Source organism: Pseudonocardia alni, from assembly GCF_002813375.1.
GTDB classification, from domain to species: domain Bacteria; phylum Actinomycetota; class Actinomycetes; order Mycobacteriales; family Pseudonocardiaceae; genus Pseudonocardia; species Pseudonocardia alni.
In genome coordinates, this window is the sequence record NZ_PHUJ01000003.1 from 1857793 (window position 1) to 1882384 (window position 24592).

Annotated in this window: 24 protein-coding genes; 8 read left to right on the top strand and 16 right to left on the bottom strand. The window is 72.8% G+C overall.

Annotation, left to right across the window (positions count from 1 at the left end; all coding sequences use genetic code 11):
* Window positions 1-52: 52 nt before the first annotated feature.
* The 7 genes from ATL51_RS09485 to ATL51_RS09515 all read right to left on the bottom strand — a co-directional run bounded on the left by ATL51_RS09485 (window position 53) and on the right by ATL51_RS09515 (window position 7894).
* Complete coding sequence (locus tag ATL51_RS09485; RefSeq protein ID WP_073577415.1) at window positions 53-814, bottom strand: succinate dehydrogenase/fumarate reductase iron-sulfur subunit; 762 nt, start codon at window positions 812-814, stop codon at window positions 53-55.
* Window positions 811-2718, bottom strand: a complete 1908-nt coding sequence (locus tag ATL51_RS09490; RefSeq protein WP_100880600.1) for a fumarate reductase/succinate dehydrogenase flavoprotein subunit — start codon at window positions 2716-2718, stop codon at window positions 811-813. The genes ATL51_RS09485 and ATL51_RS09490 overlap by 4 nt, the downstream gene beginning before the upstream one ends.
* An 8-nt stretch (window positions 2719-2726) precedes the next feature.
* Window positions 2727-3527 (bottom strand): hypothetical protein, encoded by an 801-nt coding sequence (locus ATL51_RS09495; protein WP_073577414.1) that lies wholly within the window; start codon window positions 3525-3527, stop codon window positions 2727-2729.
* A 172-nt stretch (window positions 3528-3699) separates the two neighbouring features.
* Window positions 3700-4356, bottom strand: a complete 657-nt coding sequence (locus ATL51_RS09500; protein ID WP_100878380.1) for an alpha-ketoglutarate-dependent dioxygenase AlkB family protein — start codon at window positions 4354-4356, stop codon at window positions 3700-3702.
* A 75-nt stretch (window positions 4357-4431) separates the two neighbouring features.
* Window positions 4432-5181: a succinate dehydrogenase/fumarate reductase iron-sulfur subunit gene (locus ATL51_RS09505; RefSeq protein WP_062396708.1), complete on the bottom strand. Its 750-nt coding sequence runs from the start codon at window positions 5179-5181 to the stop codon at window positions 4432-4434.
* Between the two features lie 12 nt (window positions 5182-5193).
* Entirely contained in the window at window positions 5194-7170 is a 1977-nt protein-coding gene (locus ATL51_RS09510) for a fumarate reductase/succinate dehydrogenase flavoprotein subunit (protein ID WP_100878381.1), read from the bottom strand.
* A gap of 4 nt (window positions 7171-7174) precedes the next feature.
* Window positions 7175-7894: a succinate dehydrogenase cytochrome b subunit gene (locus tag ATL51_RS09515; RefSeq protein WP_083658973.1), complete on the bottom strand. Its 720-nt coding sequence runs from the start codon at window positions 7892-7894 to the stop codon at window positions 7175-7177.
* A gap of 87 nt (window positions 7895-7981) precedes the next feature.
* Between ATL51_RS09515 and ATL51_RS09520 the strand changes: the two genes are divergently transcribed.
* Window positions 7982-8941, top strand: coding sequence for a LysR family transcriptional regulator (locus tag ATL51_RS09520; protein ID WP_073577478.1), 960 nt, complete (start codon window positions 7982-7984; stop codon window positions 8939-8941).
* Between the two features lie 9 nt (window positions 8942-8950).
* Here the strand turns inward: ATL51_RS09520 and ATL51_RS09525 are convergent, their stop codons facing one another.
* The gene (locus tag ATL51_RS09525; protein ID WP_157818294.1) at window positions 8951-9385 is read right to left on the bottom strand and encodes an STAS domain-containing protein; all 435 of its coding nucleotides are present in this window, start codon (window positions 9383-9385) and stop codon (window positions 8951-8953) included.
* 135 nt (window positions 9386-9520) lie between these two features.
* On the opposite strand from ATL51_RS09525, the gene ATL51_RS09530 reads away from it, so the two are divergent.
* Entirely contained in the window at window positions 9521-10888 is a 1368-nt protein-coding gene (locus ATL51_RS09530; RefSeq protein WP_100878383.1) for a mycothione reductase, read from the top strand.
* On the opposite strand, the gene ATL51_RS09535 is transcribed toward ATL51_RS09530, so the two are convergent.
* Window positions 10885-12057 (bottom strand): low temperature requirement protein A, encoded by a 1173-nt coding sequence (locus ATL51_RS09535; protein ID WP_100878384.1) that lies wholly within the window; start codon window positions 12055-12057, stop codon window positions 10885-10887. The two genes, ATL51_RS09530 and ATL51_RS09535, sit on opposite strands and share 4 nt — an antisense overlap.
* A gap of 53 nt (window positions 12058-12110) precedes the next feature.
* On the opposite strand from ATL51_RS09535, the gene ATL51_RS09540 reads away from it, so the two are divergent.
* Genes ATL51_RS09540 through ATL51_RS09555 form a run of 4 tightly spaced genes read left to right on the top strand, consistent with a single transcriptional unit; the run spans window position 12111 to window position 15086 of the window.
* Window positions 12111-13265: a low temperature requirement protein A gene (locus ATL51_RS09540; protein ID WP_208622960.1), complete on the top strand. Its 1155-nt coding sequence runs from the start codon at window positions 12111-12113 to the stop codon at window positions 13263-13265.
* Between the two features lie 16 nt (window positions 13266-13281).
* On the top strand, window positions 13282-13770 hold the full coding sequence (locus tag ATL51_RS09545) for a carboxymuconolactone decarboxylase family protein (RefSeq protein ID WP_100878385.1): 489 nt from the start codon (window positions 13282-13284) through the stop codon (window positions 13768-13770).
* Between the two features lie 12 nt (window positions 13771-13782).
* A complete protein-coding gene (locus tag ATL51_RS09550; protein WP_100878386.1) occupies window positions 13783-14121 on the top strand; it encodes a GNAT family N-acetyltransferase in 339 nt (112 codons plus the stop codon).
* Window positions 14118-15086: a pirin family protein gene (locus tag ATL51_RS09555; protein ID WP_100878387.1), complete on the top strand. Its 969-nt coding sequence runs from the start codon at window positions 14118-14120 to the stop codon at window positions 15084-15086. Before ATL51_RS09550 ends, ATL51_RS09555 begins: the two co-directional genes overlap by 4 nt.
* A gap of 7 nt (window positions 15087-15093) precedes the next feature.
* On the opposite strand, the gene ATL51_RS09560 is transcribed toward ATL51_RS09555, so the two are convergent.
* Window positions 15094-15369 (bottom strand): ACT domain-containing protein, encoded by a 276-nt coding sequence (locus tag ATL51_RS09560; RefSeq protein WP_100878388.1) that lies wholly within the window; start codon window positions 15367-15369, stop codon window positions 15094-15096.
* A 187-nt stretch (window positions 15370-15556) separates the two neighbouring features.
* Here ATL51_RS09560 and ATL51_RS09565 point away from each other — a divergent pair, with 187 nt between their 5' ends.
* Window positions 15557-16309: an SGNH/GDSL hydrolase family protein gene (locus tag ATL51_RS09565; RefSeq protein WP_100878389.1), complete on the top strand. Its 753-nt coding sequence runs from the start codon at window positions 15557-15559 to the stop codon at window positions 16307-16309.
* Between the two features lie 21 nt (window positions 16310-16330).
* Here ATL51_RS09565 and ATL51_RS09570 read toward each other — a convergent pair whose 3' ends face one another.
* From ATL51_RS09570 to pdhA, 3 genes are read right to left on the bottom strand one after another with little or no spacing between them, the layout of a single operon-like run.
* Complete coding sequence (locus tag ATL51_RS09570; RefSeq protein WP_100878390.1) at window positions 16331-17764, bottom strand: dihydrolipoamide acetyltransferase family protein; 1434 nt, start codon at window positions 17762-17764, stop codon at window positions 16331-16333.
* Window positions 17761-18729, bottom strand: coding sequence for an alpha-ketoacid dehydrogenase subunit beta (locus tag ATL51_RS09575; RefSeq protein WP_100880601.1), 969 nt, complete (start codon window positions 18727-18729; stop codon window positions 17761-17763). The genes ATL51_RS09570 and ATL51_RS09575 overlap by 4 nt, the downstream gene beginning before the upstream one ends.
* A gap of 23 nt (window positions 18730-18752) precedes the next feature.
* Window positions 18753-19811, bottom strand: a complete 1059-nt coding sequence (gene pdhA / locus ATL51_RS09580) for a pyruvate dehydrogenase (acetyl-transferring) E1 component subunit alpha (protein ID WP_392567363.1) — start codon at window positions 19809-19811, stop codon at window positions 18753-18755.
* A gap of 171 nt (window positions 19812-19982) precedes the next feature.
* On the opposite strand from pdhA, the gene ATL51_RS09585 reads away from it, so the two are divergent.
* The gene (locus ATL51_RS09585) at window positions 19983-20411 is read left to right on the top strand and encodes an Lrp/AsnC family transcriptional regulator (protein WP_301548968.1); all 429 of its coding nucleotides are present in this window, start codon (window positions 19983-19985) and stop codon (window positions 20409-20411) included.
* On the opposite strand, the gene ATL51_RS09590 is transcribed toward ATL51_RS09585, so the two are convergent.
* Genes ATL51_RS09590 through paaZ form a run of 3 tightly spaced genes read right to left on the bottom strand, consistent with a single transcriptional unit; the run spans window position 20408 to window position 24477 of the window.
* Entirely contained in the window at window positions 20408-21067 is a 660-nt protein-coding gene (locus ATL51_RS09590) for a DsbA family oxidoreductase (RefSeq protein WP_208622961.1), read from the bottom strand. The two genes, ATL51_RS09585 and ATL51_RS09590, sit on opposite strands and share 4 nt — an antisense overlap.
* Window positions 21068-21115: 48 nt before the next feature.
* Window positions 21116-22447 carry a phenylacetate--CoA ligase PaaK gene (paaK, locus tag ATL51_RS09595; RefSeq protein WP_100878394.1) on the bottom strand — a complete coding sequence of 444 codons (1332 nt, stop codon included), beginning with the start codon at window positions 22445-22447 and terminating at the stop codon, window positions 21116-21118.
* On the bottom strand, window positions 22447-24477 hold the full coding sequence (gene paaZ, locus ATL51_RS09600; protein WP_100878395.1) for a phenylacetic acid degradation bifunctional protein PaaZ: 2031 nt from the start codon (window positions 24475-24477) through the stop codon (window positions 22447-22449). The genes paaK and paaZ overlap by 1 nt, the downstream gene beginning before the upstream one ends.
* Between the last annotated feature and the right edge of the window lie 115 nt (window positions 24478-24592).

Genomic DNA, 24592 nt, shown 5'->3' on the forward strand with positions numbered 1-24592 from the left:
CCGCACCCCGTGCGGCGGGTGCGCCGCCCGCCGCCGGGGTGCGACGGCACGCTCAGCTCCCGGAGCGCCGGAAGATCTTGTCCCCCAGCCACACCAGCGGGTCGTACTTGCGGTCCACCGCGCGCTCCTTGAGCGGGATGAGCGCGTTGTCGGTGATCTTGATGTGCTCGGGGCACACCTCGGTGCAGCACTTGGTGATGTTGCAGAACCCCAGCCCGTGCTCCTCCTGGGCCTCGACGGCGCGGTTGCCGTGCGCGTCGAGCGGGTGCATGTCCAGCTCCGCCATCCGCATCAGGTAGCGCGGCCCGGCGAACGCCTCCTTGTTCTCCTCGTGGTCGCGGACCACGTGGCAGGTGTTCTGGCACAGGTAGCACTCGATGCACTTGCGGAACTCCTGGCTCCGCTCGACGTCGACCTGCGCCATCCGGTACTCGCCCGGAGCCACACCCTCGGGCGGGGTGAAGCTGGGGATCTCGCGGGCCTTGGTGTAGTTGAACGACACGTCGGTCACGAGGTCCCGGATCACCGGGAAGCTGCGCAGCGGCGTGACGGTGACGATCTCCTCGTCGTCGAAGGTGTTCATCCGCGTCATGCACATCAGCCGCGGCCGGCCGTTGATCTCCGCCGAGCACGAGCCGCACTTGCCCGCCTTGCAGTTCCAGCGCACGGCCAGGTCGCCGGCCTCGGTGGCCTGCAGCCGGTGGATGACGTCGAGGACGACCTCGCCCTCGTTCACCTCCACCGGGTAGTCGACCAGCTCGCCCTTGGTGTCGTCGCCGCGCCAGACGCGGAAGTGGTGCAGGTGACTGCTCACTGGTTCCCCTCCGCGGAGTCGGCACGGTGACCGCCCAGCTCGTCTCCGGTGTAGTACTTCTTCAGCTCGTCGGACTCGAACAGGTCGAACAGGTCCGACCGCATCGGGAGCTGCTCCTGACGGGTCAGCTCGACGTCGTCCTCGCCGATCGCCCGGCACACCAGCAGCAGGTGCCGCCAGTCCGAGTCCATGACCGGGAAGTCGTCGCGGGTGTGCCCGCCCCGGGACTCCTGGCGCTCCAGTGCCGCCTTCCCGGTGCACAGCGCGACGAGCAGCATGTTGCGCAGGTCCAGGGCCAGGTGCCAGCCCGGGTTGAACCGGCGGTGCCCCTCCACCGAGACCGTCCGGGTGCGGGTGGCGATGTCCTCGAGCTTCTTCAGCGCGAGCTCCATCTCGTCGCCCTTGCGGATGATCCCGACGAGCTCGTGCATCGTCTTCTGCAGTTCCTGCTGCACGACGAACGGGTTCTCCCCGCCCGCGGTCGCGCTGGAGAACGGCAGCATCGCCCGCTCCAGCGCGGCGGCGACGTCGGAGTCGGCCACGGCGGGCCGGCCGGTGTCGGCGTGCTGCGCGGCGTGCAGCCCGGCGCGACGCCCGAACACCAGCAGGTCCGACAGCGAGTTGCCGCCGAGCCGGTTGGAGCCGTGCATGCCGCCCGCGACCTCGCCCGCGGCGAACAGGCCGGGGACCTTCGACATCGCGGTGTCCGGCTCGACCTCCACCCCGCCCATCACGTAGTGGCAGGTCGGGCCGACCTCCATCGGCTCCTTGGTGATGTCGACGTCGGCCAGCTCCTTGAACTGGTGGTGCATCGACGGCAGCCGCTTGAGGATCTCCTCGGGCTTGAGCCGCGTGGAGACGTCGAGGAACACCCCGCCGTGCTCGGTCCCGCGTCCGGCCTTGACCTCGGAGTTGATCGCCCGGGCCACCTCGTCGCGGGGCAGCAGCTCCGGCGGGCGCCGGTTGTTGTCCGGGTCGGTGTACCAGCGGTCGCCCTCCTCCTCGGAGGTGGCGTACTGCTCCTTGAACACGTCCGGCACGTACTCGAACATGAACCGCTTGCCGTCGGTGTTGCGCAGCACGCCGCCGTCGCCGCGGACCGACTCGGTCACCAGCAGGCCCCGCACCGAGGGCGGCCACACCATCCCCGTCGGGTGGAACTGCAGGAACTCCATGTTGATCAGCGTCGCGCCGGCGCGCAGGGCCAGCGCGTGCCCGTCGCCGGTGTACTCCCAGGAGTTCGACGTGACCGAGTAGCTCTTCCCGACCCCGCCGGTGGCGAGCACGATCGCGGGCGCGTCGAAGCGCACGAACCGGCCGTCGCCGCGGAAGTAGCCGAAGCAGCCCGAGATCGCGCCGTCGGTGGTGAACAGCTCGGTGATCGTGCACTCGTGGAAGACCCGGATGCGGGACTCGGCGTCGCCGGTCTCGGCCAGGTCCTCCTGCTGCAGCGAGACCACCTTCTGCTGCAGGGTGCGGATCAGCTCCAGGCCGGTCCGGTCGCCGACGTGCGCCAGCCGCGGGTAGGTGTGCCCGCCGAAGTTGCGCTGGCTGATCTTCCCGTCCTTCGTGCGGTCGAACAGCGCCCCGTAGGTCTCCAGCTCCCAGACCCGGTCCGGGGCCTCCTTGGCGTGCAGCTCGGCCATCCGCCAGTTGTTGAGGAACTTTCCGCCGCGCATGGTGTCGCGGTAGTGGACCTGCCAGTTGTCGTTCGGGTTGGCGTTGCCCATCGACGCCGCGCAGCCGCCCTCGGCCATCACGGTGTGCGCCTTGCCGAACAGCGACTTGGAGATGATCGCCGTCCGCTTGCCCTGCAGCCGCGCCTCGATCGCCGCCCGCAGACCGGCACCGCCGGCCCCGATGACGACGACGTCGTAGTCGTGCCGCTCGATCTGTTCGTCCATCTCGGTGCTCACCCCACGATCCGCAGGTCGCTGATCCAGCCGGCGGAGACGGCCATGACGTAGAAGTCGGTGACGGCGAGGCTCACCAGCGTCGCCCACGCGAACTGGTTGTGCCGCGTGTTCAGCTTCGAGACCTGGGTCCAGAGCTTGTAGCGGACCGGGTGCTTCGAGAAGTGGTTGAGCCGCCCGCCGACGGCGCTGCGGCACGAGTGGCACGAGAGCGTGTAGCCGAACAGCAGCACCACGTTCACGACCAGGATGATGTTGCCCAGCCCCAGGCCGAACCCGCCGCCGGGCTTGGCGAAGGCCAGCACCGCGTCGTAGGCGTTGATCAACGTGATGATCCCGGCGATGTAGAAGAAGTAGCGGTGCGCGTTCTGCAGGATCAGCGGGAAGCGCGTCTCACCGGTGTAGCGGCGGTGCGGCTCGGCGACCGCGCAGGCCGGCGGAGAGAGCCAGAACGCCCGGTAGTAGGCCTTGCGGTAGTAGTAGCAGGTCAGCCGGAACAGCAGCAGGAACGGCAGGGAGACCGCCGCGTAGGGCAGCCACCAGACGTCGGGCAGGAACCGGCCGAAGTGCGACGCCTCCTCGACGCAGCCCGTCGAGACGCACGGCGAGTAGAACGGCGTCAGATAGCCGTACTCGGGGACGAAGTAGTAGTCCTGCATGAACGCCCGCACGGTCGCGTAGGCGACCCAGGCGACGAACGCCACGAAGGTGGCCAGCGGGGGAAGCCACCATCGGTCCGTGCGCAGCGTGCGCGCGGCGATGGTGGCCCGGCCGGTGGACGCGTCAGTGGTGGATGACACGTACGGGAGCTCCTGTCGTCTCGACGACGCCGAAGAGACCTGACACGACGTCGTGTCCTCGTGAACACCCGCCGCACACACGGTGCGGTGGTCGCCAGAGAGTACGACCCAGATCACATGTGATCTACGTCGGGACCGTGATTGGCCATCCCATCGAGACGTGGCTCACACGTCACGGGCCGTCGAGACCCGATTCGCGCAGCGTGACGTTCAGCCGCCCGGACCGCAGGCCGGTGCCGGGCGGTCCGGGGTCGTCGAGCAGCCGGGGCACCCCGTGGAACGCCAGCCGGCTCGCCCCGCCGAACACGACGAGGTCACCGGAGTACAGCTCGACGTCGGTCCACGGCCGCCCGCGGTGCGCGGCGGAGCCGAGCCGGAACAGGCACGCCCGCCCGACCGACAGCGACACCACCGGGGCGGGCGAGCGTTCCTCGCGGTCCTGGTGCAGGCCCATGCGGGCGTCGCCGTCGTAGAAGTTGATCACCGCGACGTCCGGCCGGTAGGCCTGCGCGTCCGGGTGGCCGGTCGCGGCCAGCGCGGCCCGGCCGAGGTCGGCCAGCCACGACGGGACCGGCGGGACGGGACCCCCGTCCTGGTCGTCGCGGGTGCGCGAGTAGCGGTAGGGCAGCCAGTGCCACCCCAGGCAGACGCTGCGGACCGACATCACGCCACCGCCGGGGAGGGTCACCGTGCGCAGGCCGGGACCGTCGCGGACCCACGCCCGGCAGGCGTCGGCCAGCCTGCGCTGCCCGGGGAGGTCGAGCCAGTCCGGGACGTGCACCGCGCCGGGCCCGAGCGCACGCCGCTCCCGCCCGAACAGTCCGTCCACGACCCCTCCCCCGCGACGCACGACGGCCCGGGCACCCCGCGGAGGGGGTGGCCCGGGCCGTCGCGACGGTGTGTCCTACTTCTTCCGGCCGCCCACCGTGGCCGCGAGGTAGTCGCGGTTCAGCTGGGAGATCACGTCGAGCGGGATCTCCTTCGGGCAGGCGGTGGCGCAGGCGCCGGTGTTGGTGCAGCCGCCGAACCCGGCGGCCTCGTGCTCCTCCACCATGCTGACGACGCGCTCGTAGCGCTCCGGCTGACCCTGCGGCAGCTCACCCAGGTGGGTCAGCTTCGCGCCCAGGAACAGCGACGCCGACCCGTTCGGGCAGGCCGCGACGCAGGCACCGCAGCCGATGCAGTTCGCCGCGGCGAACGAGCGGTCCGCGGCGACCTTCGGCACGGCGTTGGAGTTGGCCTCCGGCGCCGACCCGGTGTTCACCGAGACGTAGCCGCCGGCCTGGATCATCTTGTCGAACGCGGCGCGGTCGACGACGAGGTCCTTGATGACCGGGAACGAGCCCGAACGGAACGGCTCGATGACGATGGTGTCGCCGTCGGAGTAGTGCCGCATGTGCAGCTGGCAGGTGGTGGTCGCCCGCTGCGGGCCGTGCGGCCGGCCGTCGATGACCATGCTGCACGAGCCGCAGATGCCCTCGCGGCAGTCGTGGTCGAACGCGACCGGCTCGTCGCCGGAGAGGATCAGCTTCTCGTTGAGCACGTCGAGCATCTCGAGGAACGACATGTCCTCGTCGGCGTCGACGGTGTAGTTCACCAGGCGACCCTTGTCGACCGCGTCGCGCTGGCGCCAGACCTTCAGATTGAGCTTCACGGGGTCCTCGCCTTACTTGTAGCTGCGCTGGGTCGGGTGCACGTACTCGAACGTGAGCTCCTCCTTGTGCAGGACCGGAGCCTGCCCGCGGCCGGTGTACTCCCAGGCCGAGGTGAAGGAGAAGTTCTCGTCGTCGCGCTGCGCCTCGCCGTCCTCGGTCTGGCTCTCCCCGCGGAAGTGACCGCCGCAGGACTCGCGACGCACGAGCGCGTCGAGACACATGAGCTCGCCGAGCTCGAGGAAGTCGGCCACCCGGCCGGCCTTCTCCAGGCTCTGGTTGAGCTCCGCGCCGGTACCCGGCACCTTGACGTTGTTCCAGAACTCGCGACGGAGCTCGGGGATGCGGTCCAGCGCCTTGCGCAGACCCTCCTCGGTGCGCTCCATCCCGCAGTAGTCCCACATGATCTGGCCCAGCTCGCGGTGGAACGAGTCCACCGTGCGGGTGCCGTTGATCGACAGGAACTGGTCGATCCGGTCGGTGACCGACTGCACGGCCTCGACGACCTCGGGCGCGTCGTCCGGGACGGCGTCGAGTTCGTTCTTGGCCAGGTAGTCGCCGATCGTGACCGGGAGGACGAAGTAGCCGTCGGCCAGGCCCTGCATCAGCGCGGAGGCGCCGAGCCGGTTCGCGCCGTGGTCGGAGAAGTTGGCCTCGCCCGCCACGTAGAGACCCGGGACGGTCGACTGCAGGTCGTAGTCGACCCAGAGGCCACCCATCGTGTAGTGCACGGCGGGGAAGATCCGCATCGGGACCTCGTACGGGTTCTCACCCGTGATCCGCTCGTACATCTCGAACAGGTTGCCGTACTTGTTCTCGACGGCCTTGCGGCCGAGCCGCTGGATCGCGTCGTCGAAGTCCAGGTAGACACCCAGGCCCGACGGTCCGACGCCGCGCTTCTCGTCGCAGACCTCCTTGGCGGCCCGGGACGCGATGTCGCGGGGCACCAGGTTGCCGAACGCCGGGTACTTGCGCTCGAGGAAGTAGTCACGCTCCTCGTGCGGGATCTCGTTCGGCCCGCGGTCGTCGCCGAGCTTCTTCGGGACCCAGACGCGGCCGTCGTTGCGCAGCGACTCCGACATCAGGGTCAGCTTCGACTGGTGGTCGCCGGAGACCGGGATGCAGGTCGGGTGGATCTGGGTGAAGCAGGGGTTCGCGAACAGCGCGCCCTTGCGGTGCGCCCGCCAGCCGGCGGTGACATTGCTGCCCTTGGCGTTCGTCGACAGGTAGAAGACGTTGCCGTAGCCACCGGAGGCGAGCACGACCGCGTCGGCGGTGTGCACCTCGATCTCGCCGGAGACCATGTCGCGCGCGACGATGCCGCGGGCGCGGCCCTCGACCACGATCAGCTCGAGCATCTCGTGCCGGGCGTACATCTCGACCGTGCCGGCCTTCACCTGGCGCTCCAGCGCCTGGTAGGCGCCGATCAGCAGCTGCTGGCCGGTCTGGCCGCGGGCGTAGAAGGTGCGGGAGACCTGCACGCCGCCGAAGGACCGGTTGTCGAGCAGACCGGCGTAGTCGCGGGCGAACGGGACACCCTGGGCGACGCACTGGTCGATGATCTGGCGGGAGATCTCGGCGAGCCGGTGGACGTTGGACTCCCGCGCACGGAAGTCGCCGCCCTTCACGGTGTCGTAGAACAGCCGGTAGACGCTGTCGCCGTCGTTGCGGTAGTTCTTCGCCGCGTTGATGCCGCCCTGCGCGGCGATCGAGTGCGCACGCCGCGGGCTGTCCTGGTAGCAGAACGTCTTGACGTGGTAGCCGGCCTCGCCGAGCGTGGCGCTCGCGGCGCCACCGGCCAGGCCGGAACCCACGACGATGATCTTCTTGGAGCGCTTGTTCGCCGGGTTGACGAGCTTGACGCCGAAGCGGCGGCGCTCCCAGCGGGTCTCGATGGCACCCGAGGGGACCGCCTTGTCGACGACCGGCTCACCGGTCGCGTAGTCGGCGTAGGACACGTGGTGGGACGAGGCGTCAGTGCTGTCAGTCATGGGATCAGACCACTCCGAACGTGACGGCGAGGGGCACCGAGATGAAGCCGAGGGTCAGCACGGCGGCGAAGACCGTCGACACCACCTTGATGGTGCGCTCACGGCTGTTCGACGACCACCCGAGCGTCTGGATGCCCGAGAAGATGCCGTGCTGGACGTGGAAGCCCAGCGCGACCACCGCGAGGACGTAGAACAGGGTGACGTACCAGCGGGCGAGGGTGAAGTCGGCCGCGAGGTTGTCGGCCACCGCGAGGTGCACGCCGTTCGGGTTCAGCGTGCCCGCGGTGAGGTCGAGCAGGTGGTAGACCACGAACAGCGCGATGATCACGCCACCCCAGCGCATGGTGCGGGCCGCGTAGCTGCCCTTGACCTGGTAGGAGCCACCCGCGTACTTGATCGGGCGGGCCCTGCGCGCGCGCAGGGCGAGCATCGTCGCCGACCAGATGTGGGCGACCACCGCGACGACCAGCACCACGCGGACGATCCAGAGCATGCCCGAGTAGGGCAGCGCCGGTTCCAGGATGGTGCGCAGCCAGGCCGCGTAGTGATCGATCGCCTCGGGGCCGAAGAAGATCTTCAGGTTCCCGATCATGTGCAGCGTGACGTAGCCGAGCAGCACGACGCCGCTCACCGCCATCACGAACTTCAGCAGCGCACTGGGCGTGCGCGGGCGCCGGGGTGCGGCGGGCTCGGCTCCGCCGCCGGCCCGGGACTTCTCGGACATCGTGACCACGTCCTCCAGTGGACATACCAACGGGTAAGGCAGTCCAATGCATGAAACGGTCTCCGCTCATAGCCGTAAGCTATGCACGTGACACTTCAGCAGCTCATGTACTTCGTCGCCGTGGCGAACGTGCGCAGCTTCACTCGGGCGGCCGACCAGGTGGGGGTCGCCCAGCCGACCCTGAGCCGCGCGCTGCGGGCGCTGGAGGACGAACTGGGCTCCCCGCTGATCAACCGCGGGTCGGCCGTCACGCTGACCCCGGCCGGTGAGGCGGTGCTGCCACTGGCACGCAGGATGCTCGCCGATTCCGACATGGTCCGCACGACGGTGGCCGAGATGGTCGGCCTGCGCAGCGGCCGGGTACGGGTCGGGGCGACGCCGTCGCTGTGCATCGGCGTGCTGTCCGACGTGCTGCGGGTCTTCCACGCCCGGCACCCCGAGATCGCCGTCGAGCTCGCCGAGGACGGCTCGCAGCCGCTGGAGGCGGCGCTGGTGCAGGGGGAGCTGGACGTCGCGCTGGTGATCGTGCCCCCCGACGGGGTGGACCCGACCCTGCACACCGCTCCCCTGCTGCGCGAACGGCTCTCGGTCGCCTCGCCGCGGGCGCGCAGGCCGCTGACCCCGCGCGGGTCGATGACGGTGTCCGAGCTCGCCCGGCACGATCTGGTGATGGTGCGCCAGGGCTACGACCTGCGGGAGGTGACGCTGCGGGCCTACGCCGTCGCCGGGGTCACGCCGCGGATCGCCGTCGAGGGCGGTCAGATGGACGCGGTGCTGCGCATGGTCGAGGCCGGCACCGGGGTGGCGGTGGTGCCGGACCTGACGTTCATCGGGCGGCCGCGGCTGCGGCGCACGGTGCTCAACCCGGCGATCCACCGCACGGTGGCGCTGGCGCGGCGGTCCGACATCGCCCCCACCCCGGCCGTCATCGCCTTCGCGGACACGCTGCTGGAGCACATGTCCGACACCTCGGCGTCGCTGCGGGAGGGCACGACCGACGTCCAGGTGCTGCACCGGCACCGGACCGGCCGGGAGCTGCTCGGCTGAGGGCCGGGGTCAGTCGGGCACCGGGAACAGCGGGGCGTGGCCCCCGGGGCCCTCCGGCGGCGGGTGCGGGTCGAGCACCCGCAGGTGCTCGCACGTCCCGGTCACCTGCAGGACCCGGCGGACCTGGCGCGCCGCGCCGCAGTACAGCTCCAGCACCACCCCGGCCGCGGCGGCGTCGCGGTGGCAGTCCAGCAGCGCCGCGATCCCGGCCGAGCCGAGGAAGCCGACCGCGGACAGGTCCAGCACGATCCGCGGGGCCGCGGAGAACCAGGCGCCCACCTGCTCGGCCAGGAACGGCGCGGTCGCGGCGTCGACGTCGCCGACGGCGTGCAGCGCCACCGGCCCCGACGGGTGCGGCACCGCCTCCAGGGCCAGACCGCCGCCCTCCGCGGTCGCGGCGGACAGGCCGGGCACTCCTCCCGGGCCGTCCGTCGGATCGGTCATCACCGGCCGCCTCCCGCGGGGCGCCGCGCCACCGCCGGGGCCAGAGTGCCAGTACCGCACGCCGATCGCCCGATGACGGCGGCGTCGTCGCCCCGTCGACGCGCGGCACGCCGCCGGTCTTCCTACGCTCGGCGGGTGGCCCATCACGATCTCGCAATCGTCGGCACCGGATCCGGGAACATGATCGTCGACGACCGCTTCGACGGTCTCGATGTCGCCCACGTCGAGGCGACCCGGTTCGGCGGGACCTGCCTGAACGTCGGCTGCATCCCGACCAAGATGCTCGCCTACACCGCCGAGGTCGCCGAGACCGTGCGGGCGGCGTCGTCCTACGGCGTGGACGCCCGGATCGACCGGATCCGCTGGAGCGACATCCGCGACCGGGTCTTCGCCCGGCTCGACCCGATCGGCGACGAGGGCCGCGACCACCGCCGACACGACGGCACCGTCTACGACGGCGTGGCCCGCTTCACCGGGCCGCGCGCGATGACCGTGGACCTGGGCGACGGCGGCACCGCGGAGTTCACCGCGGACCGGATCGTGCTCGCCGTCGGGGGACGGCCGGTGGTCCCGCCACCGGTCGCGGACTCGGGCGTCCCGTTCCACACCTCCGACACGATCATGCGGATCGACGAGCTGCCCGAGCACCTGGCGATCATCGGAGGCGGCTACATCGCGGCCGAGTTCGCGCACGTGTTCGGCGGGCTGGGCTGCGCGGTCACGATCATCGAGAGCGCCGACACACTGCTCGGCGGGATGGACGAGACCGTCGTGGAGCGGTTCACCGACGCCGCCCGCGAGCGCTTCACCGTCCACACCGGCCGGACGGTGGAGAAGGTCACCGGCGGCGAGGGCGACGTGCGGCTGCACCTCGACGACGGCACGGAGGTCCGGGCCGACCGGCTGCTCGTCGCGGCCGGGCGCCGTCCGAACTCCGACCGGCTCGGCCTGGACCACGCCGGGGTCGACACCGACGACGCCGGCCGCGTCGTCGTCGACGCCCACGGCCGCACCACCGCCGACGGGGTGTGGGCGCTGGGCGACATCTCGACCCCGCACCCGCTCAAGCACGTCGCGAACCACGAGGCCGAGGTCGTCGGGCACAACCTCGCCCACCCCGACGACCTGCGCGAGGTCGACCACCGGTTCGTGCCGGCCGCGGTGTTCACCACCCCGCAGATCGGCTCCGTGGGGCGCACCGAGCAGCAGTGCCGCGAGGAGGACCTGGAGTTCCGGGTCGGGCTCCACGAGTACGCCGATGTCGCCTTCGGCTGGGCGCTGGAGGAGCAGCGCGGGTTCTGCAAGGTCCTCGTCGCCCCCGACGGCACGCTGCTGGGGGCGCACCTGCTCGGCCCGCAGGCGTCGACGATGGTCCAGCAGCTGGTGCAGGCGATGGCGCTGGGCGTGACCGCGCAGCGGCTCGCCGACGTCCAGTACTGGATCCACCCCGCCCTGACCGAGGTGCTGGAGAACGCGCTGCGCGACGCCGTCGAGGAGGACTAGGCGCGCCGCTCGGTCAGCTCGGTGACCACGGCCAGCCCGACCACCACGGCGAGCACGACCAGGCCGATCACGATCGCGGGCAGCGCGTGCCCGGCGACGAGCGCGACCGCCGCGGCCACGACCAGCACGGCCGCGGCGACGTAGCGCGACCGCCCGACCGTCCCGGTGCGGCCCTGCAGGTAGAGCTTGTTGCCCACGAGGTAGAGCAGCGGACCGCCGACCGAGGTCAGCACCAGGGCCGGGGTGTTCTCCGGGTGCGTGAGGTGCAGGTCGATCGCGACCGCGAACAGCACCGCGCCGGCCACCATCAGGCCGTGTGCGTAGGCGAACGCGGCCCGCGCCGCGCGGGTCGACCCGTCGCCGGAGGCCGCCCGGGTGCCGTGTCCGGCGAGCGCGAAGTAGGACCACCACAGCGCGACCAGGCCGGCGAACCCGAGCAGGGTGATCACCACCGCGTAGGGGGTCACGACCTCCATCTCCGACAGCGTGAAACCCATGATCAGGATCGACTCGCCGAGCGCGATGATGAACACCAGCCGGTTGCGCTCGGCGAGGTGCTCCACGTCGGTCGGCCACTCCTCCATCGGGGTGCGGCCGAGCCCCGGCACCCGGAACTCGAACCGCGGGCCCGCCATGTCGACGGCGACGGCCAGCGCCCAGACCACGAGCCGCGCCACCGGCGGGAGGAACGCGCCGAGGACCATCAGCACCGACGCGGCCGTGCTCCACACCAGCAGGTTGCGGTAGTTGCGGGCCATGACGTGCCCGCGCATGGTCACGACGAGGAACAGCGGGCGGCCGATCTGGGCGGCGGCGAAGCACAGCGCGAACAGCAGGCCCGAGTCGCCGAACGCGCCCGGCAGCGCCAGGGCCATCCCGAGTGCCGCGAGCATCAGCCCGGCGTTGAGCACCCGGACCGACGGCCGGGCCGGGTCCAGGTAGTTCATCGCCCAGGCCGAGTAGTTCCACAGCCACCAGACCGCGGCGAACAGGACCGCCGTCTCCAGCGCCCCGACCGGGGTCAGGTGATACAGCAGCGTGTGCGAGACCTGGACGATCGCGAACACGTAGACGAGGTCGAAGAACAGCTCGATCGGGGCGACCTCGGAGTCGCCCGCCCGGCGCAGCACCCGCGGCCGGGTGTCGGGTGTGGTGTCCGGTGTGGTCATCGGTGGGTCCTTCCCCGTGTCGGCGCAGCCGAAGGGTAGTGCGGCGCGCAACGATGCCCGGTGTGAACCTCGGTCTGCGCGCGATGCGCCCCCGCGACCCGGACGAGCCCCACCGGGCGGCCAGTCCGCTGGAGCTGTTCTTCGACCTGGTGTTCGTGGTGGCGGTGTCGCTGTCGTCGGCCGCGCTGCACCACTCCGAGTCCGGCGGGCACATCGGTGCCGGGGTCGGGTCGTACCTGCTGGTGTTCTTCGGCATCTGGTGGGCCTGGATGAACTTCACCTGGTTCGCCTCGGCCTTCGACGTCGACGACTGGCTCTACCGCGTCACCACCCTGGTGCAGATGGCGGGGGCGCTGGTACTGGCCGCGGGGACCCCGTCGGCGATGGCCGGTGAGGGCTACGGCGTGCTCGTCGCGGGCTACGTGGTGATGCGCCTGGCGATGGTCACGCAGTGGCTGCGGGCGGCCCGCTCGCACCGGGAGCTGCGGGTCACGGCGCTGCGCTACGCGGGCGGCATCGTCGTCGTCCAGCTGCTGTGGATCACCTGGGTGCTCGTGGACCCGCACCCGGTGGGGTTCGTCGTGCTGGCGCTGGCCGAGCTGGCGGTCCCGGTGGTCGCCGAGCGGGCGCGGACGACACCGTGGCACCCGCACCACATCGCCGAGCGCTACAGCCTGTTCACCCTGATCCTGCTGGGCGAGTCGGTCCTGGCGTCGACGACGGCCGTGGTCGACGCGCTGTCCTCCGCCGAGCACCTCGGCCCGCTGCTGCTGCTCTCGGCGTGCGGGCTCGTGCTGGCGGCGGGCATGTGGTGGGTCTACTTCGCCCGCGACCAGCACGAGCACCTGCGGGCCATGCCACGGGCGCTGGTGCACGGCTACGGCCACTACCTCGTCTTCGCCGCGGCCGGGGCGTTCTCGGCGGGCATCGAGGTGGCCGTCGACGTCGACACCACCGCGACCGGGCTGTCCGCCGCCGCGGCCGGGGCGACGCTGACCGTGCCGGTCGCGCTGTTCGTCCTCGGGGTGTGGGCGCTCGCGCTGCGCCCCACGCTCACCGCCGGGCGCAGCGCCGCCGTCGTCGTGCTGGCGGGGCTGCTGGGACTGTCGGCGTTCGCGCCGTTCACCCCGGTCGTCGCCGCGGTGGTGATGGTGGCGGTGGTCGTGACCGTCGAGACAGCACCCGCCCGGAACACCGTCGCCGCGTGACGGGTTCGGAGGTGACATGGGCCGGGTGTGGATCGACAAGCAGACCCCCGAGGTGTTCCGGGCGATGACCGACGTCGTCGCGGTCGTGCGCGAGCGCGCCGCCGCGGCCGGGGTGGACCGGGACCTGCTGGAGCTGGTGAACCTGCGGGTCTCCCAGATCAACGGCTGCGAGACCTGCCTGGACACGCACTGGCGGTCGGGGCTGGCGGCCGGACTGACCCCGCAGCGGATGGCGCTGCTCCCGGCCTGGCGCGACAGCGCCCTCTACGACGACCGCGAGCGCGCCGCACTCGGTCTCGCCGAGGCCGTCACCCGGACCGCCGGGACCCACCTCGACGACGACGCCTACGCCGCCGTCCGCGGTGACCTCACCGACGACGAGGTGTCGGTGCTGGTCTGGGCTGCGATCACCATCAACGCGTTCAACCGGGTCTCGATCCTGTCGGCGCACCCCGTCCCCGAGCGCGACGCCGACGGCCGCGTGGTGCGCCGCCGGGCGTCCTGAGAGGCTGACCACATGCCCGGCGACACCGACGACACCGTGGTCACCCACGACACCGGCCACCACCGCTACGAGATCCTGATCGACGGCACCGTGGTCGGCCGGGCCGAGTACGTCGACGACCACGAGCAGCGGATCTTCCACCACACCGAGGTCGACCCGGAGCTGTCCGGGCGCGGGCTCGCGAGCACCCTGATCCGCTTCGCGCTGGACGACACCCGCGCCGCCGGGAAGCGGATCGTGCCGGTCTGCCCGTACGTACGGCGCTGGGTGTCGACCCACCAGGGCTACGCCGACATCCTCGACCCGGTGACGCCCGACGCCGTCGCCACCGTCCGGCGGAGGGCGCGGTGAGCAACGTCGAGACCGTGCCGGAGGAGGTCGTCTGCGGGGGCGACACCGCCGCCGCGGAGCTGGTGACCCCGCGCGACGTGCCGTTGGGCGGGCCGCGCGCGATGACGGTGCGCCGCACGCTGCCGCGCCGCACCCGGTCGCTGATCGGGGCCTGGTGCTTCCTCGACCACTACGGCCCGGACCGGGTCGCCGACACCGGCGGGATGGCCGTGCCGGGGCATCCGCACACCGGGCTGGCGACGGTGTCGTGGCTGTTCACCGGGGAGGTCGAGCACCGCGACACCACCGGCGCGCACGCGGTCGTGCGCCCGGGCGAGCTGAACCTGATGACCGCGGGGTCCGGCATCGCACACTCGGAGTTCTCCACGCCCGGTACCGAGGTGCTGCACGGGGTGCAGCTGTGGCTGGCGCTGCCCGCCGCGCACCGGGACACCGCACCCCGCTTCGAGCACTACGCGCCGCCCCGGGTGCGGGCCGGGGACGCCGCGCTGCGGGTGTTCCTCGGGTCGCTGGCCGGGTCGTCGTCGCCGGTGGAGACGTTCACCCCGCTGCTGGGCGCCGAGGTCGTGCTGCCCGCCGGGACGACGGTGACGCTCGACGTCGACGCCGGGTTCGAGCACGGCGTGCTGGTCGACACCGGCGCGGCGCGGGTGTGCGGGACGGCGGCCGCGTCCACCGAGCTCGTGTACCTCCCGCCGGGCCGGACGACCCTGGACCTGCACGCCGGCGACGACGGCGCCCGCCTGGTGCTGCTCGGCGGGGAGCCGTGGGGCGAGCAGATCGTGATGTGGTGGAACTTCGTCGGTTCCAGCCACGACGAGATCGCGGCCTTCCGGGAGCAGTGGCAGGACGAGCGTGCAACCGGAGGGCGGGACGGCGGGCGCTTCGGGGTGTTCCCGGACGCCTGGGAGTCGACGTTGCCGGCGCCGGAGCTGCCGAACGCGCGGTTGACCCCTCGGGGGTAGCCCCGGATCAGCACAGGTCGGCGCGCACCACCGGCACGACCCGGCGCAGCTGCTCGAGGAGCAGATCGGCGGCCCGGCCGTCGCGGGTGACGACGAGGTCGACCCGGCCGATCTCGCCGGACATGTCGACCCGCAGCGAGCGGACCTTCCAGCGGCGCGACCGCAGCGTGGTGAGGACCTTGTACAGGCCGTCGTCGGCGTCGGTCAGCAGCAGCGAGACGACGTGACCGTGCTCGGCGGGATCGCTTCCGGTACGGGTGCGCTCGGTGGTGGGGGCGTTCATCGGATCTCCGGTGTTCGAGGGCGAACGTCAGGATCCGGCCAGGTCCGGCGGGCACGACGTGCCACGCGCCGGCTCCCTGGCTTCAGCCGGCGCGCCGGGTAATGGTCCGACCGCGCACGGGACGAGGGTAACAGCCGTCACCACCCCCGGGCCGAGCCGCGGCGATCGCGACGCGGATGCTGACCCCGTGCGGTACGTGGCGATCGGGGACAGCTTCACCGAGGGCGTGGGCGACGAGGACGCCGCCGGCATCCCGCGCGGCTGGGCCGACCGGGTCGCCGCCGGGCTGGCCGGCGCCTCCGGCGAACCGGTGCACTACGCGAACCTGGCCGTACGGGGCCGGCTGCTGGCCGACGTCGTCGGGCCGCAGCTCGACGCCGCGCTGGCGCTGGACCCCGCACCGACGCTGATCACGCTCAACGGCGGCGGGAACGACATGCTGCGCCCCCGCACCGACGTCGCCGGGCTCGCCGCGCTGACCGCCCGCGCCGTCGACCGCTGCGCGGCGGCGGGGGTCCGGCTGGTGCTGCTCAGCGGCGCCGACCCGTCGGACCGGCTCCCGCTGGGACGGGTCGTCCACCGCCGCGGCGCCGAGCTGTCGGCGACGGTGCGCACGCTCGCCGCCGCACACGGGCTCACCTTCGTCGACGTGTTCGGCGACGCCGAGATCCGCAGGCCCGGCTACTGGTCGGACGACCGCCTGCACCTGGGCACGCCCGGGCACCTGCGCGCCGCCGGGCTGGTGCTGGAGGCACTCGGGGTGCGCGGCGCGACGCCCGCGACGACCGTCGTCACGACCTCGCAGACGGGGCCGGCCGCGGGGCTCGCCTACTACCGCGCCCACGTCCTGCCCTGGGTCGGACGACGCCTGCGGGGCCGTTCGTCCGGGGACGGCCGCCCGGCGAAGGCCCCGGCCTGGACGGTCGTCCCGGCGCGCTGAGCCGCGGGGCGGCGCCGGGCGTCACAGGTCGGCCAGCGCGGACAGCGGCGACTCGACGGCGTCGGCGACGAACCGCAGGAACCCGCCCGCGGTGCCGCCGTCGCAGACCCGGTGGTCGAACACCAGTGACAGCTGGGTGATCGACCGCGGGACGACCGCGCCGTCGACGACCCACGGCCGCGGCAGCACCCGCCCGACGCCCAGCATCGCGACCTCGGGATGGTTGATGATCGCGGCGCTGCCGTCGACGCCGAGCACCCCGTAGTTGTTCAGGGTGAACGACCCGCGGGTCAGCTCGGTGGCGGTGACCGAGCCGTCCCGGGCCGCCGCGGTGAGCCGGCGGATCTCGGTGTCGAGGCCGCGCATCCCGAGGCGGTGGGCGTCGGCGACCGAGGGGACGACCAGACCACGGTCGGTCTGCGCGGCGATGCCGAGGTGCACCCCGTCGAGGTGCACGATCTCCCCCGCCTGCGGGTCGACCCGGGCGTTGAGCTCGGGGAACCGGGCGAGACCGGCGACGACGAACCGGGCCAGGATCGCGAGCAGCCCGACCGGGCGGCCGTCGGTGCCGGTGAGCTGCGGGCGCAGGGCGAGCAGGTCGGTGGCGTCGACGTCGACCCAGGTCGTGGCCTCGGGGATCTCGGCGCGGCTGCGGGTCAGGGTCTCGGCGACGGCGCGGCGGACCCCGCGCAGCGGCACGATCGCCCGCACCGCGAGCCCGGTGCGGGGGTCATGCTCCGGCGCGACGGCGGTCGTCGCAGCGGACGGTGCGGCGGCGGACGGTGCAACGGCGGGCGGTGCAACGGCGGGCGGTGCAACGGCGGGCGGTGCAGTGACGTGCGGCGCGGCAGCGGGCTCGGCGGCGGCCGGCGGCGCGGAGCGGGCGGCGGCGAGCGCCACGTCGTGACGCAGCACCATCCCGCCGGGCCCGGTCCCCTCGACCGTCGCGAGGTCGATGCCGTGGTCGCGGGCCAGCCGCCGCACCACCGGCGACTGCACCGGCCGACGCTCCCCCCGCGCGCGGTCGGCGGCGGACGTCGCCGCCGGGACCGCGGGCGCGGCCGGGCCGGCGGGCGCGGGTGAGTCGGCGGGCACGGGCGAAGGGGCGGGCGCGGGTGGGTCGGCGCGCTTCGCGGCCCGGCGACGCCGGCGGGCCCCCTCGTGCCCGCCGGACGTGCCGTACCCGATCAGGACGTTCCCCGATCCGGCGTCCCCGGCGTCCCCGACCGACACCAGCGGCTCCCCGACCCGCAGCGTCTCGCCCTCCACACCGTGCCGGGTCAGCACCGTGCCCGCGTACGGCGACGGCACCTCGACCACGGCCTTCGCCGTCTCCACCTCGGCCACGGGCTGGTCGACGCCGACGGTGTCCCCGTCGGCCACGAGCCAGCGGACGAGCTCGGCCTCGGTCAGCCCCTCCCCCAGGTCGGGCAGGGTGAACACCTGAGCGCTCACGCCGCGTCCTCCCAGCCGAGCGTGTCGACGGCGTCGAGCACCCGGTCCACCCCGGGCAGGTGGTGCTGCTCCAGCTTCGGCGGCGGGTAGGGCACGTCGAATCCGGTCACCCGGCGCACCGGCGCCTCGAGGTGGTGGAAGCACCGCTCGGAGATCCGGGCGGCGATCTCCGAGGCGACCGAGGCGAACCCCGGGGCCTCCGCGACGACGACCGCCCGCCCGGTCCGGCGGACCTGCGCGCAGACGGTCTCGTCGTCGAACGGCACGATCGACCGCAGGTCGACCACGCCCAGGTCACGGCCCTCGCGGGCGGCCTCCTCGGCGGCGGCGAGCGCGACCGGGACCGTCGGGCCGTAGGCGATGAGCGTCGCGTCGACCCCGGGGCGGCGGACGACGGCACGTCCGATCGGCGGCACCGGGACGGTCGTGTCCACCTCCTCGGAGGTGAAGTAGTGCTTCTTCGGTTCCAGGAAGACCACCGGATCCGGGTACTCGATCGCCGCGCGGAGCAGGCCGTGGGCGTCGGCGTTCGTGGCCGGGGCGAGCACGGTCAACCCGGCGGTGTGGGCGTAGTACGCCTCGGAGGAGTCACAGTGGTGCTCGACGCCGCCGATCCCGCCGGCATACGGCACCCGGATGACCATCGGCAGCCGCATCCGGCCCGAGGTGCGGTTGCCGAACTTCGCGACGTGGCTGGCGATCTGCTCGAACGCCGGGTACGCGAACGCGTCGAACTGCATCTCGACGACGGGCCGCAGCCCGTTCATCGCCATCCCCACCGCCGTGCCGACGATGCCGGACTCGGCGAGCGGGGTGTCGAAGCAGCGGTGCTCGCCGAACTCGGCGGTGAGCCCGTCGGTGACCCGGAAGACCCCGCCGAGCGGACCGACGTCCTCCCCGAACACGACGACGGTCGGGTCGGCGGCCATCGCCTCGCGCAGCGCCGTGTTGATCGACTGCGCCATGGTGAGCTTCACGGGACCGGTGTTCACGGCGTGACCTCCAGCTCGGCGCGCAGCTGGGCGCGCTGCTCGCGCAGCTGCGGGGTGGGGTGGGCGTAGACGTGGGCGAACAGGTCCTCGGGGTCCACCGGGCACTCGGCCGCGATGCCGGCGCGCAGGGCGGCGGCCATCCGCTCGGCGTCGTCGGTGAGCGCGCGCTCGGCGTCGTCGTCGAGCAGGCCGTCGGCGCGCAGCCGGGCGCGCAGACGCACCAGCGGGTCGCGGCCTGCCCAGGAGGCGACCTCGCTCTCGTCGCGGTAGCGGCCCGCGTCGTCGGCGTTGGTGTGGGCCTCCATGCGGTAGGTGTCGGCCTCCACCAGCGTCGGGCCGCCACCGGAGCGGGCCACGGAGACGGCGTCGTCGAGCACGGTGAGCAGCGCGGGGAGGTCGTTGCCGTCGACCCGCACACCGGGCATGCCGTAGCCGACCGCCTTGTCCGCGAGGTCGGCGGCTGCGCTCTGCCGATGCAGCGGCACCGAGATCGCGTACTTGTTGTTCTGCACGAGGAACACCACCGGCGCCCGGAACACCGCGGCGAAGTTCAGCGCCTCGTGGAAGTCGCCCTCGCTGGTCGCGCCGTCGCCGCAGAGCGCCAGGACTGCGTCGGGCTCGCCCTTGAGCCGCGCGGCGTGGGCGACGCCGACGGCGTGCAGCAGCTGTGTGGCGAGCGGGGTCGCCTGCGGGGCGACGCGGTGGCCGGCGACGTCGTAGCCGCAGTGCCGGTCCCCCCGCAGCATCGTGAGCACCTCCACCGGGTCGACACCGCGCGCGACGATCGCTGCGGTGTCGCGGTAGGTCGGGAAGAGCCAGTCGTCGTCGCCCAGCACCATCGCCGCGGCCACCTGGCAGGCCTCCTGGCCGCGCGAGGACGGGTACACGGCCAGACGCCCCTGCCGGACCAGCGCGCCGGCCTGCTCGTTGAGCCGCCGGGCGTGCACCAGGCCGCGGTAGCCGTCGAGCAGCCGGTCCGGCGGCGGGAGCTGAGCGCCGGGCACCGTGGTGCCGTCCGGTTCCAGCAGGCGGACGGTCTCGCGCCGGTCGTCCACGATGACTCCCCTCCGTGCGGACACAGTGCCTCGAGAATGGCGCATGATCCGTACGATCGGCTCGAGCCGCGGAGATGCCGAGACGATCGGCCCGCAGCGCGACACCGCTCCGGACGAGTGGTCCGGGTCACCGGTGCCCGGCGGGGCGCGGCGAGACGAACGGAGGGGCCGGTGCTCGACGACATCGACCGGCGGATGGTCGCGGAGCTGCAGCGCGACGGCAGGCTGACCGGGCGCGCGCTGGCCGAGCGCCTGACGATCTCGCGGGCGAACGCCTACGCCCGCCTCGCCCGGCTCGTCGACGATCGCGTGGTCACCGGGTTCACCGCGCTCGTCGACCCGGACAAGGTGGGGCTGCACACCTCGGCGTACGTGACGCTGACGGTGCGCCAGAACAGCTGGCGCGAGCTGCGCGAACAGCTGCGCGCGATCCCCGAGGTCCGGCACATGGCGCTGGTCGGCGGGGACTTCGACGTACTGCTGCTGGTGCGCACCACCGGCAACGACGCGCTGCGCAGCGTCGTGCTCGAACGCCTGCAGGCGCTGCCGACGGTCGTGTCGACGCGGACGATCCTGATCTTCGAGGACGAGTCCCGCTAGCTGCGGGCGGGTGCGCCCTCGGCCCAGGCGGTGTCCAGCACCTCGCGCAGCGCCTCGATCGGCTGGGCGCCCGCGACGCCGTAGCGGTCGTCGATCACCAGGAACGGCACCGAGGTGATGCCCAGGCTGCGGGCCAGGTCCTCGTCGGCGCGGACGTCGTCGAGGTGGCGGTCGGAGCCGAGCACCGCGCGGACGCCGTCCTCGTCGAGCCCGGCGCCGACGGCGATCCGGACCAGCGCCTCCGGGTCACCGATCGGCTCGCCGTCGGTGAACGAGGCCCGCAGCAGCCGGCCCTTCAGCTCGTCCTGCACCGTGGCGCCGCCGGTCTCCCAGGCGTGGTGCAGCAGCCGGTGGGCGTCGGCGGTGTTGCCGTGGCGGGCCCGGTCGAAGCGGAACTCCAACCCGTCCGCGGCCGCGGTGGCGGTGACCTGGCCCTCCATCCGGCGGGCCGCCGCGACGCTCACGCCGTACTTGGCCGCCAGGTGCTCGGCCCGGTCACCGGGCTGCTCGCGCGGCGCGGCCGGATCGAGCTCGAAGCTGCGCCACCGCAGCGTCACCGCGTCGCGGTGTGCGAAACCGGACAACGCCGCCTGCAGACGCGCCCGCCCGATCGCGCACCACGGGCAGACGACGTCGGACCAGATCTCGAGCTTCACGACCGGTCGCAACCCACGCGCGACCCACGGCATTCCCCGCCGAGGAGGTCAGCTCCTCGGCTCCCGGTGGTCCTTGAGCCGCTGCAGCTTCCCGACCGAGCGCTCCAGGGTGTCGGGGTCGACGACGTCGCAGGTCACGGAGATACCGACGGTCTCCTTCACCGCGCGCACGAGCTCCGCGGCGGCCGGGTCGCGGCGGTCGGCGGGCGTGTCGCCGCGGGCCTCCACGCGCACGGTCATCGCGTCGAGCCTGCCCTGGGTGGTCAGCTCCAGCTGGAAGTGCGGCGCGAGCCCGGGCGTGCGGAGCACGATCTCCTCGATCTGGGTCGGGAAGACGTTCACCCCGCGCAGAATGATCATGTCGTCGGACCGGCCGGTGATCTTGGCCATCCGCCGCATCTGCGGCCGCGCGGTACCCGGGAGCAACGTCGTGAGGTCGCGGGTGCGGTAGCGGATGATCGGCAGCCCCTCCTTGGTGAGGCTGGTGAACAGCAACTCGCCCTCGGAGCCGTCGGGCAGCGGGGTGCCGTCGAGCGGGTCGACGACCTCGGGCAGGAAGTGGTCCTCCCAGATGTGCAGACCGTCCTTGGTCTCCACGCACTCCTGTGACACGCCGGGTCCCATGACCTCGGACAGCCCGTAGATGTCGACGGCGTGGATGCCGGCCCGCTCCTCGATCTCGGCGCGCATCTGCTCGGTCCAGGGCTCGGCACCGAAGATCCCGACCTGCAGGCTCGTCGACCGGGGGTCGACACCCTGGCGCTCGAACTCGTCGAGCAGGGTGAGCATGTAGCTCGGGGTCAGCATGATGACCTCGGGCTCGAAGTCGCCGATGAGCTGCACCTGGCGCGGGGTCATCCCGCCGGAGACGGGGATGACGGTCGCGCCCAGCTTCTCCGCGCCGTAGTGCGCGCCGAGCCCGCCGGTGAACAGGCCGTACCCGTAGGCGACGTGGACGCGGTGGCCGGGGCGCCCGCCCGCGGCCCGGATCGACCGGGCGACGAGCCCGGCCCACCGGTCGAGGTCACCCGCGGTGTAGCCGACGACGGTCGGGCGCCCCGTCGTGCCCGACGACGCGTGGATCCGCGCGATCCGCTCACGCGGCACCGCGAACATGCCGAACGGGTAGGTCTCCCGCAGGTCGGCCTTGGTCGTCGTCGGGAACTTCGCGATGTCGGCGAGCTCGCGGCAGTCGGCGGGGCGCACGCCGTGCTCGTCGAACCTCGCGCGGTAGTGCGGCACGTTGTCGTAGGCGTGCCGCAGCGACCACTGCAGACGCTCGAGCTGCAGCGCACGCAGCTCGTCGACCGACATCCGCTCGGCGGGGTCCAGCAGCTCGGCCGGGGGCGCGTCGCCGAGGCGCCTCGTCGCCGCCGTCATCACGCGTCCTTCTTCGCGACGAGGGTGAGCACGTCGTAGCGGGCGACGGACTCGCCGTCCTGCCGCGTGACGTCGGCGTCCCAGCGGACCTCGCCGTAGCCGGCGGACTCGCGCGGGGTGAGCTGCTTGCAGGTCAGGGTCACGGTCAGCTCGTCGTCGAAGCGGACCGGGGTGAGGAACCGCAGCCCGTCGACGCCGAAGTTCGCGAGCACCGGGCCCGGGTCCGGGTCGACGAACAGGCCGGCGGCCAGCGAGACGACCAGGTAGCCGTGCGCGACGCGCTGCCCGAACAGCGGGTTCGCCGCGGCGGCGGCCTCGTCCATGTGCGCGTAGAACGTGTCGCCGGTGAACTCGGCGAAGTGCTCCACGTCCTCCCGGGTCACCCGGCGCGGACCGGCGACCAGGCAGTCGCCGGGGCGCAGCTCCTCGAGATGCCTGCGGAACGGGTGCACGTCGGTGGTGTGGCGCTGCGCACCGGTGACCCAGCGGCCGGTGATCGCGGCGAGCGAGTCGGGGTCGGCCTGGACCGCGGTGCGCTGCATGTGGTGGAACACCCCGCGCACGCCGCCCATCTCCTCACCGCCGCCGGCGCGGCCCGGGCCGCCGTGGACGAGCTGCGGCAGCGGCGACCCGTGTCCGGTGGACTCGCCCGCGTCGCGGGCGTTGAGCACGTGCACGCGGCCGTGGAACGGCGCGATACCGAGCACGACCTCGCGGACGAACCCGGGGTCGGCGGAGACGACGGACCCGGCGAGCGACCCCTGGCCGCGGGCGGCGTAGTCGATCAGCTGCGCAGGAGTGTCGTAGGGCAGCACGGTCGACACCGGGCCGAACGCCTCGACCTCGTGCGGCTCGGCGCGGTCCGGGTCACCGACCAGCAGCAGCGGGGAGACGAACGCGCCACGGTCGGCGTCGGCGCCGGTCACCTCGACGTGGTCGGGGTCGCCGAACACGATCCGGCCGGCATCGCGCAGGGCCTTCACGCTGCGGCGGACCTCCTCGCGCTGGTCGAGGCTCGCGAGCGCCCCCATCCGGACGCCCTCGGCGCCGGGGGCGCCGACCACGACCCTCGCGAGCCGCGCGGTGACGGCCTCGACGACGGCGTCGACGTGTGCGCGCGGCACGAACGCGCGCCGGATCGCGGTGCACTTCTGCCCGGCCTTGACCGTCATCTCGGTGGTCAGGGCCTTCACGAAGAGGTCGAACTCCTCGGTGCCGGGCGTCGCGTCCGGGCCGAGCGCGGCCAGGTTCAGCGAGTCGGCCTCGGCGGAGAACCGCACGGAGTTCCGGACGATCCCGGGGTGGCTGCGCAGGGTCTGAGCGGTCGACGCCGAGCCGGTGAAGCTCACCAGGTCCTGTCCGGTGAGGTGGTCGAAGCAGTCCCCCAACGACCCGGCGACGAACTGGACCGCGCCGTCGGGCAGCAGACCCGAGTCCACGATCAGCTCGACCAGCCTCGCGGTCAGGAACGCGGTCGGCGACGCCGGCTTGATCAGTGTGGGGACACCGGCGAGGAACGCCGGAGCGAGCTTCTCCAGCGGCCCCCAGACCGGGAAGTTGAACGCGTTGACCTGCACCGCGACTCCGTGGCGCGGGGTCAGCACGTGCTGGCCGAGGAAGCTGCCGCCGCGGCCCAGCGGCTCGACCGCGCCCTCGACGAACACGGTGTCGTTGGGCAGCTCACGCTTGGCCTTCGAGGCGTAGGCGAGCAGGACCCCGATGCCGCCGTCGATGTCGAACGTCGAGTCGCCGAGGGTCGCGCCCGTGCGCGCGGAGACGGCGTAGAGCTCCTCACGGTGCTCGCGCAGGTGCCCGCCGAGTGCCTTCAGCAGCGCGGCGCGCTGGTGGAAGGTCAGCTCGCGCAGGGCCGGGCCACCGGTGCGGCGACCGTGGGCCAGGGCCGCGCCGAGGTCCAGGCCCTCGGCGGAGACACGGGCGACCTCCTCGCCGGTCACCGCGTCGTACAGCGGGCGGCCCTCGCCGCTCCCGGTCTGCCAGGTACCGGAGAGGTGACTGCGGAGCAGGGTCATCGGCGAGCCTCCGTCGCGCTTCGTCGTCGCGGGTCAGCAATTGAACCGACCGTTCGTTCGGGCGAACCTAGCACCGGTCCACGGAACCGCACCAGGGTCCGTCCGGACGCCGGCA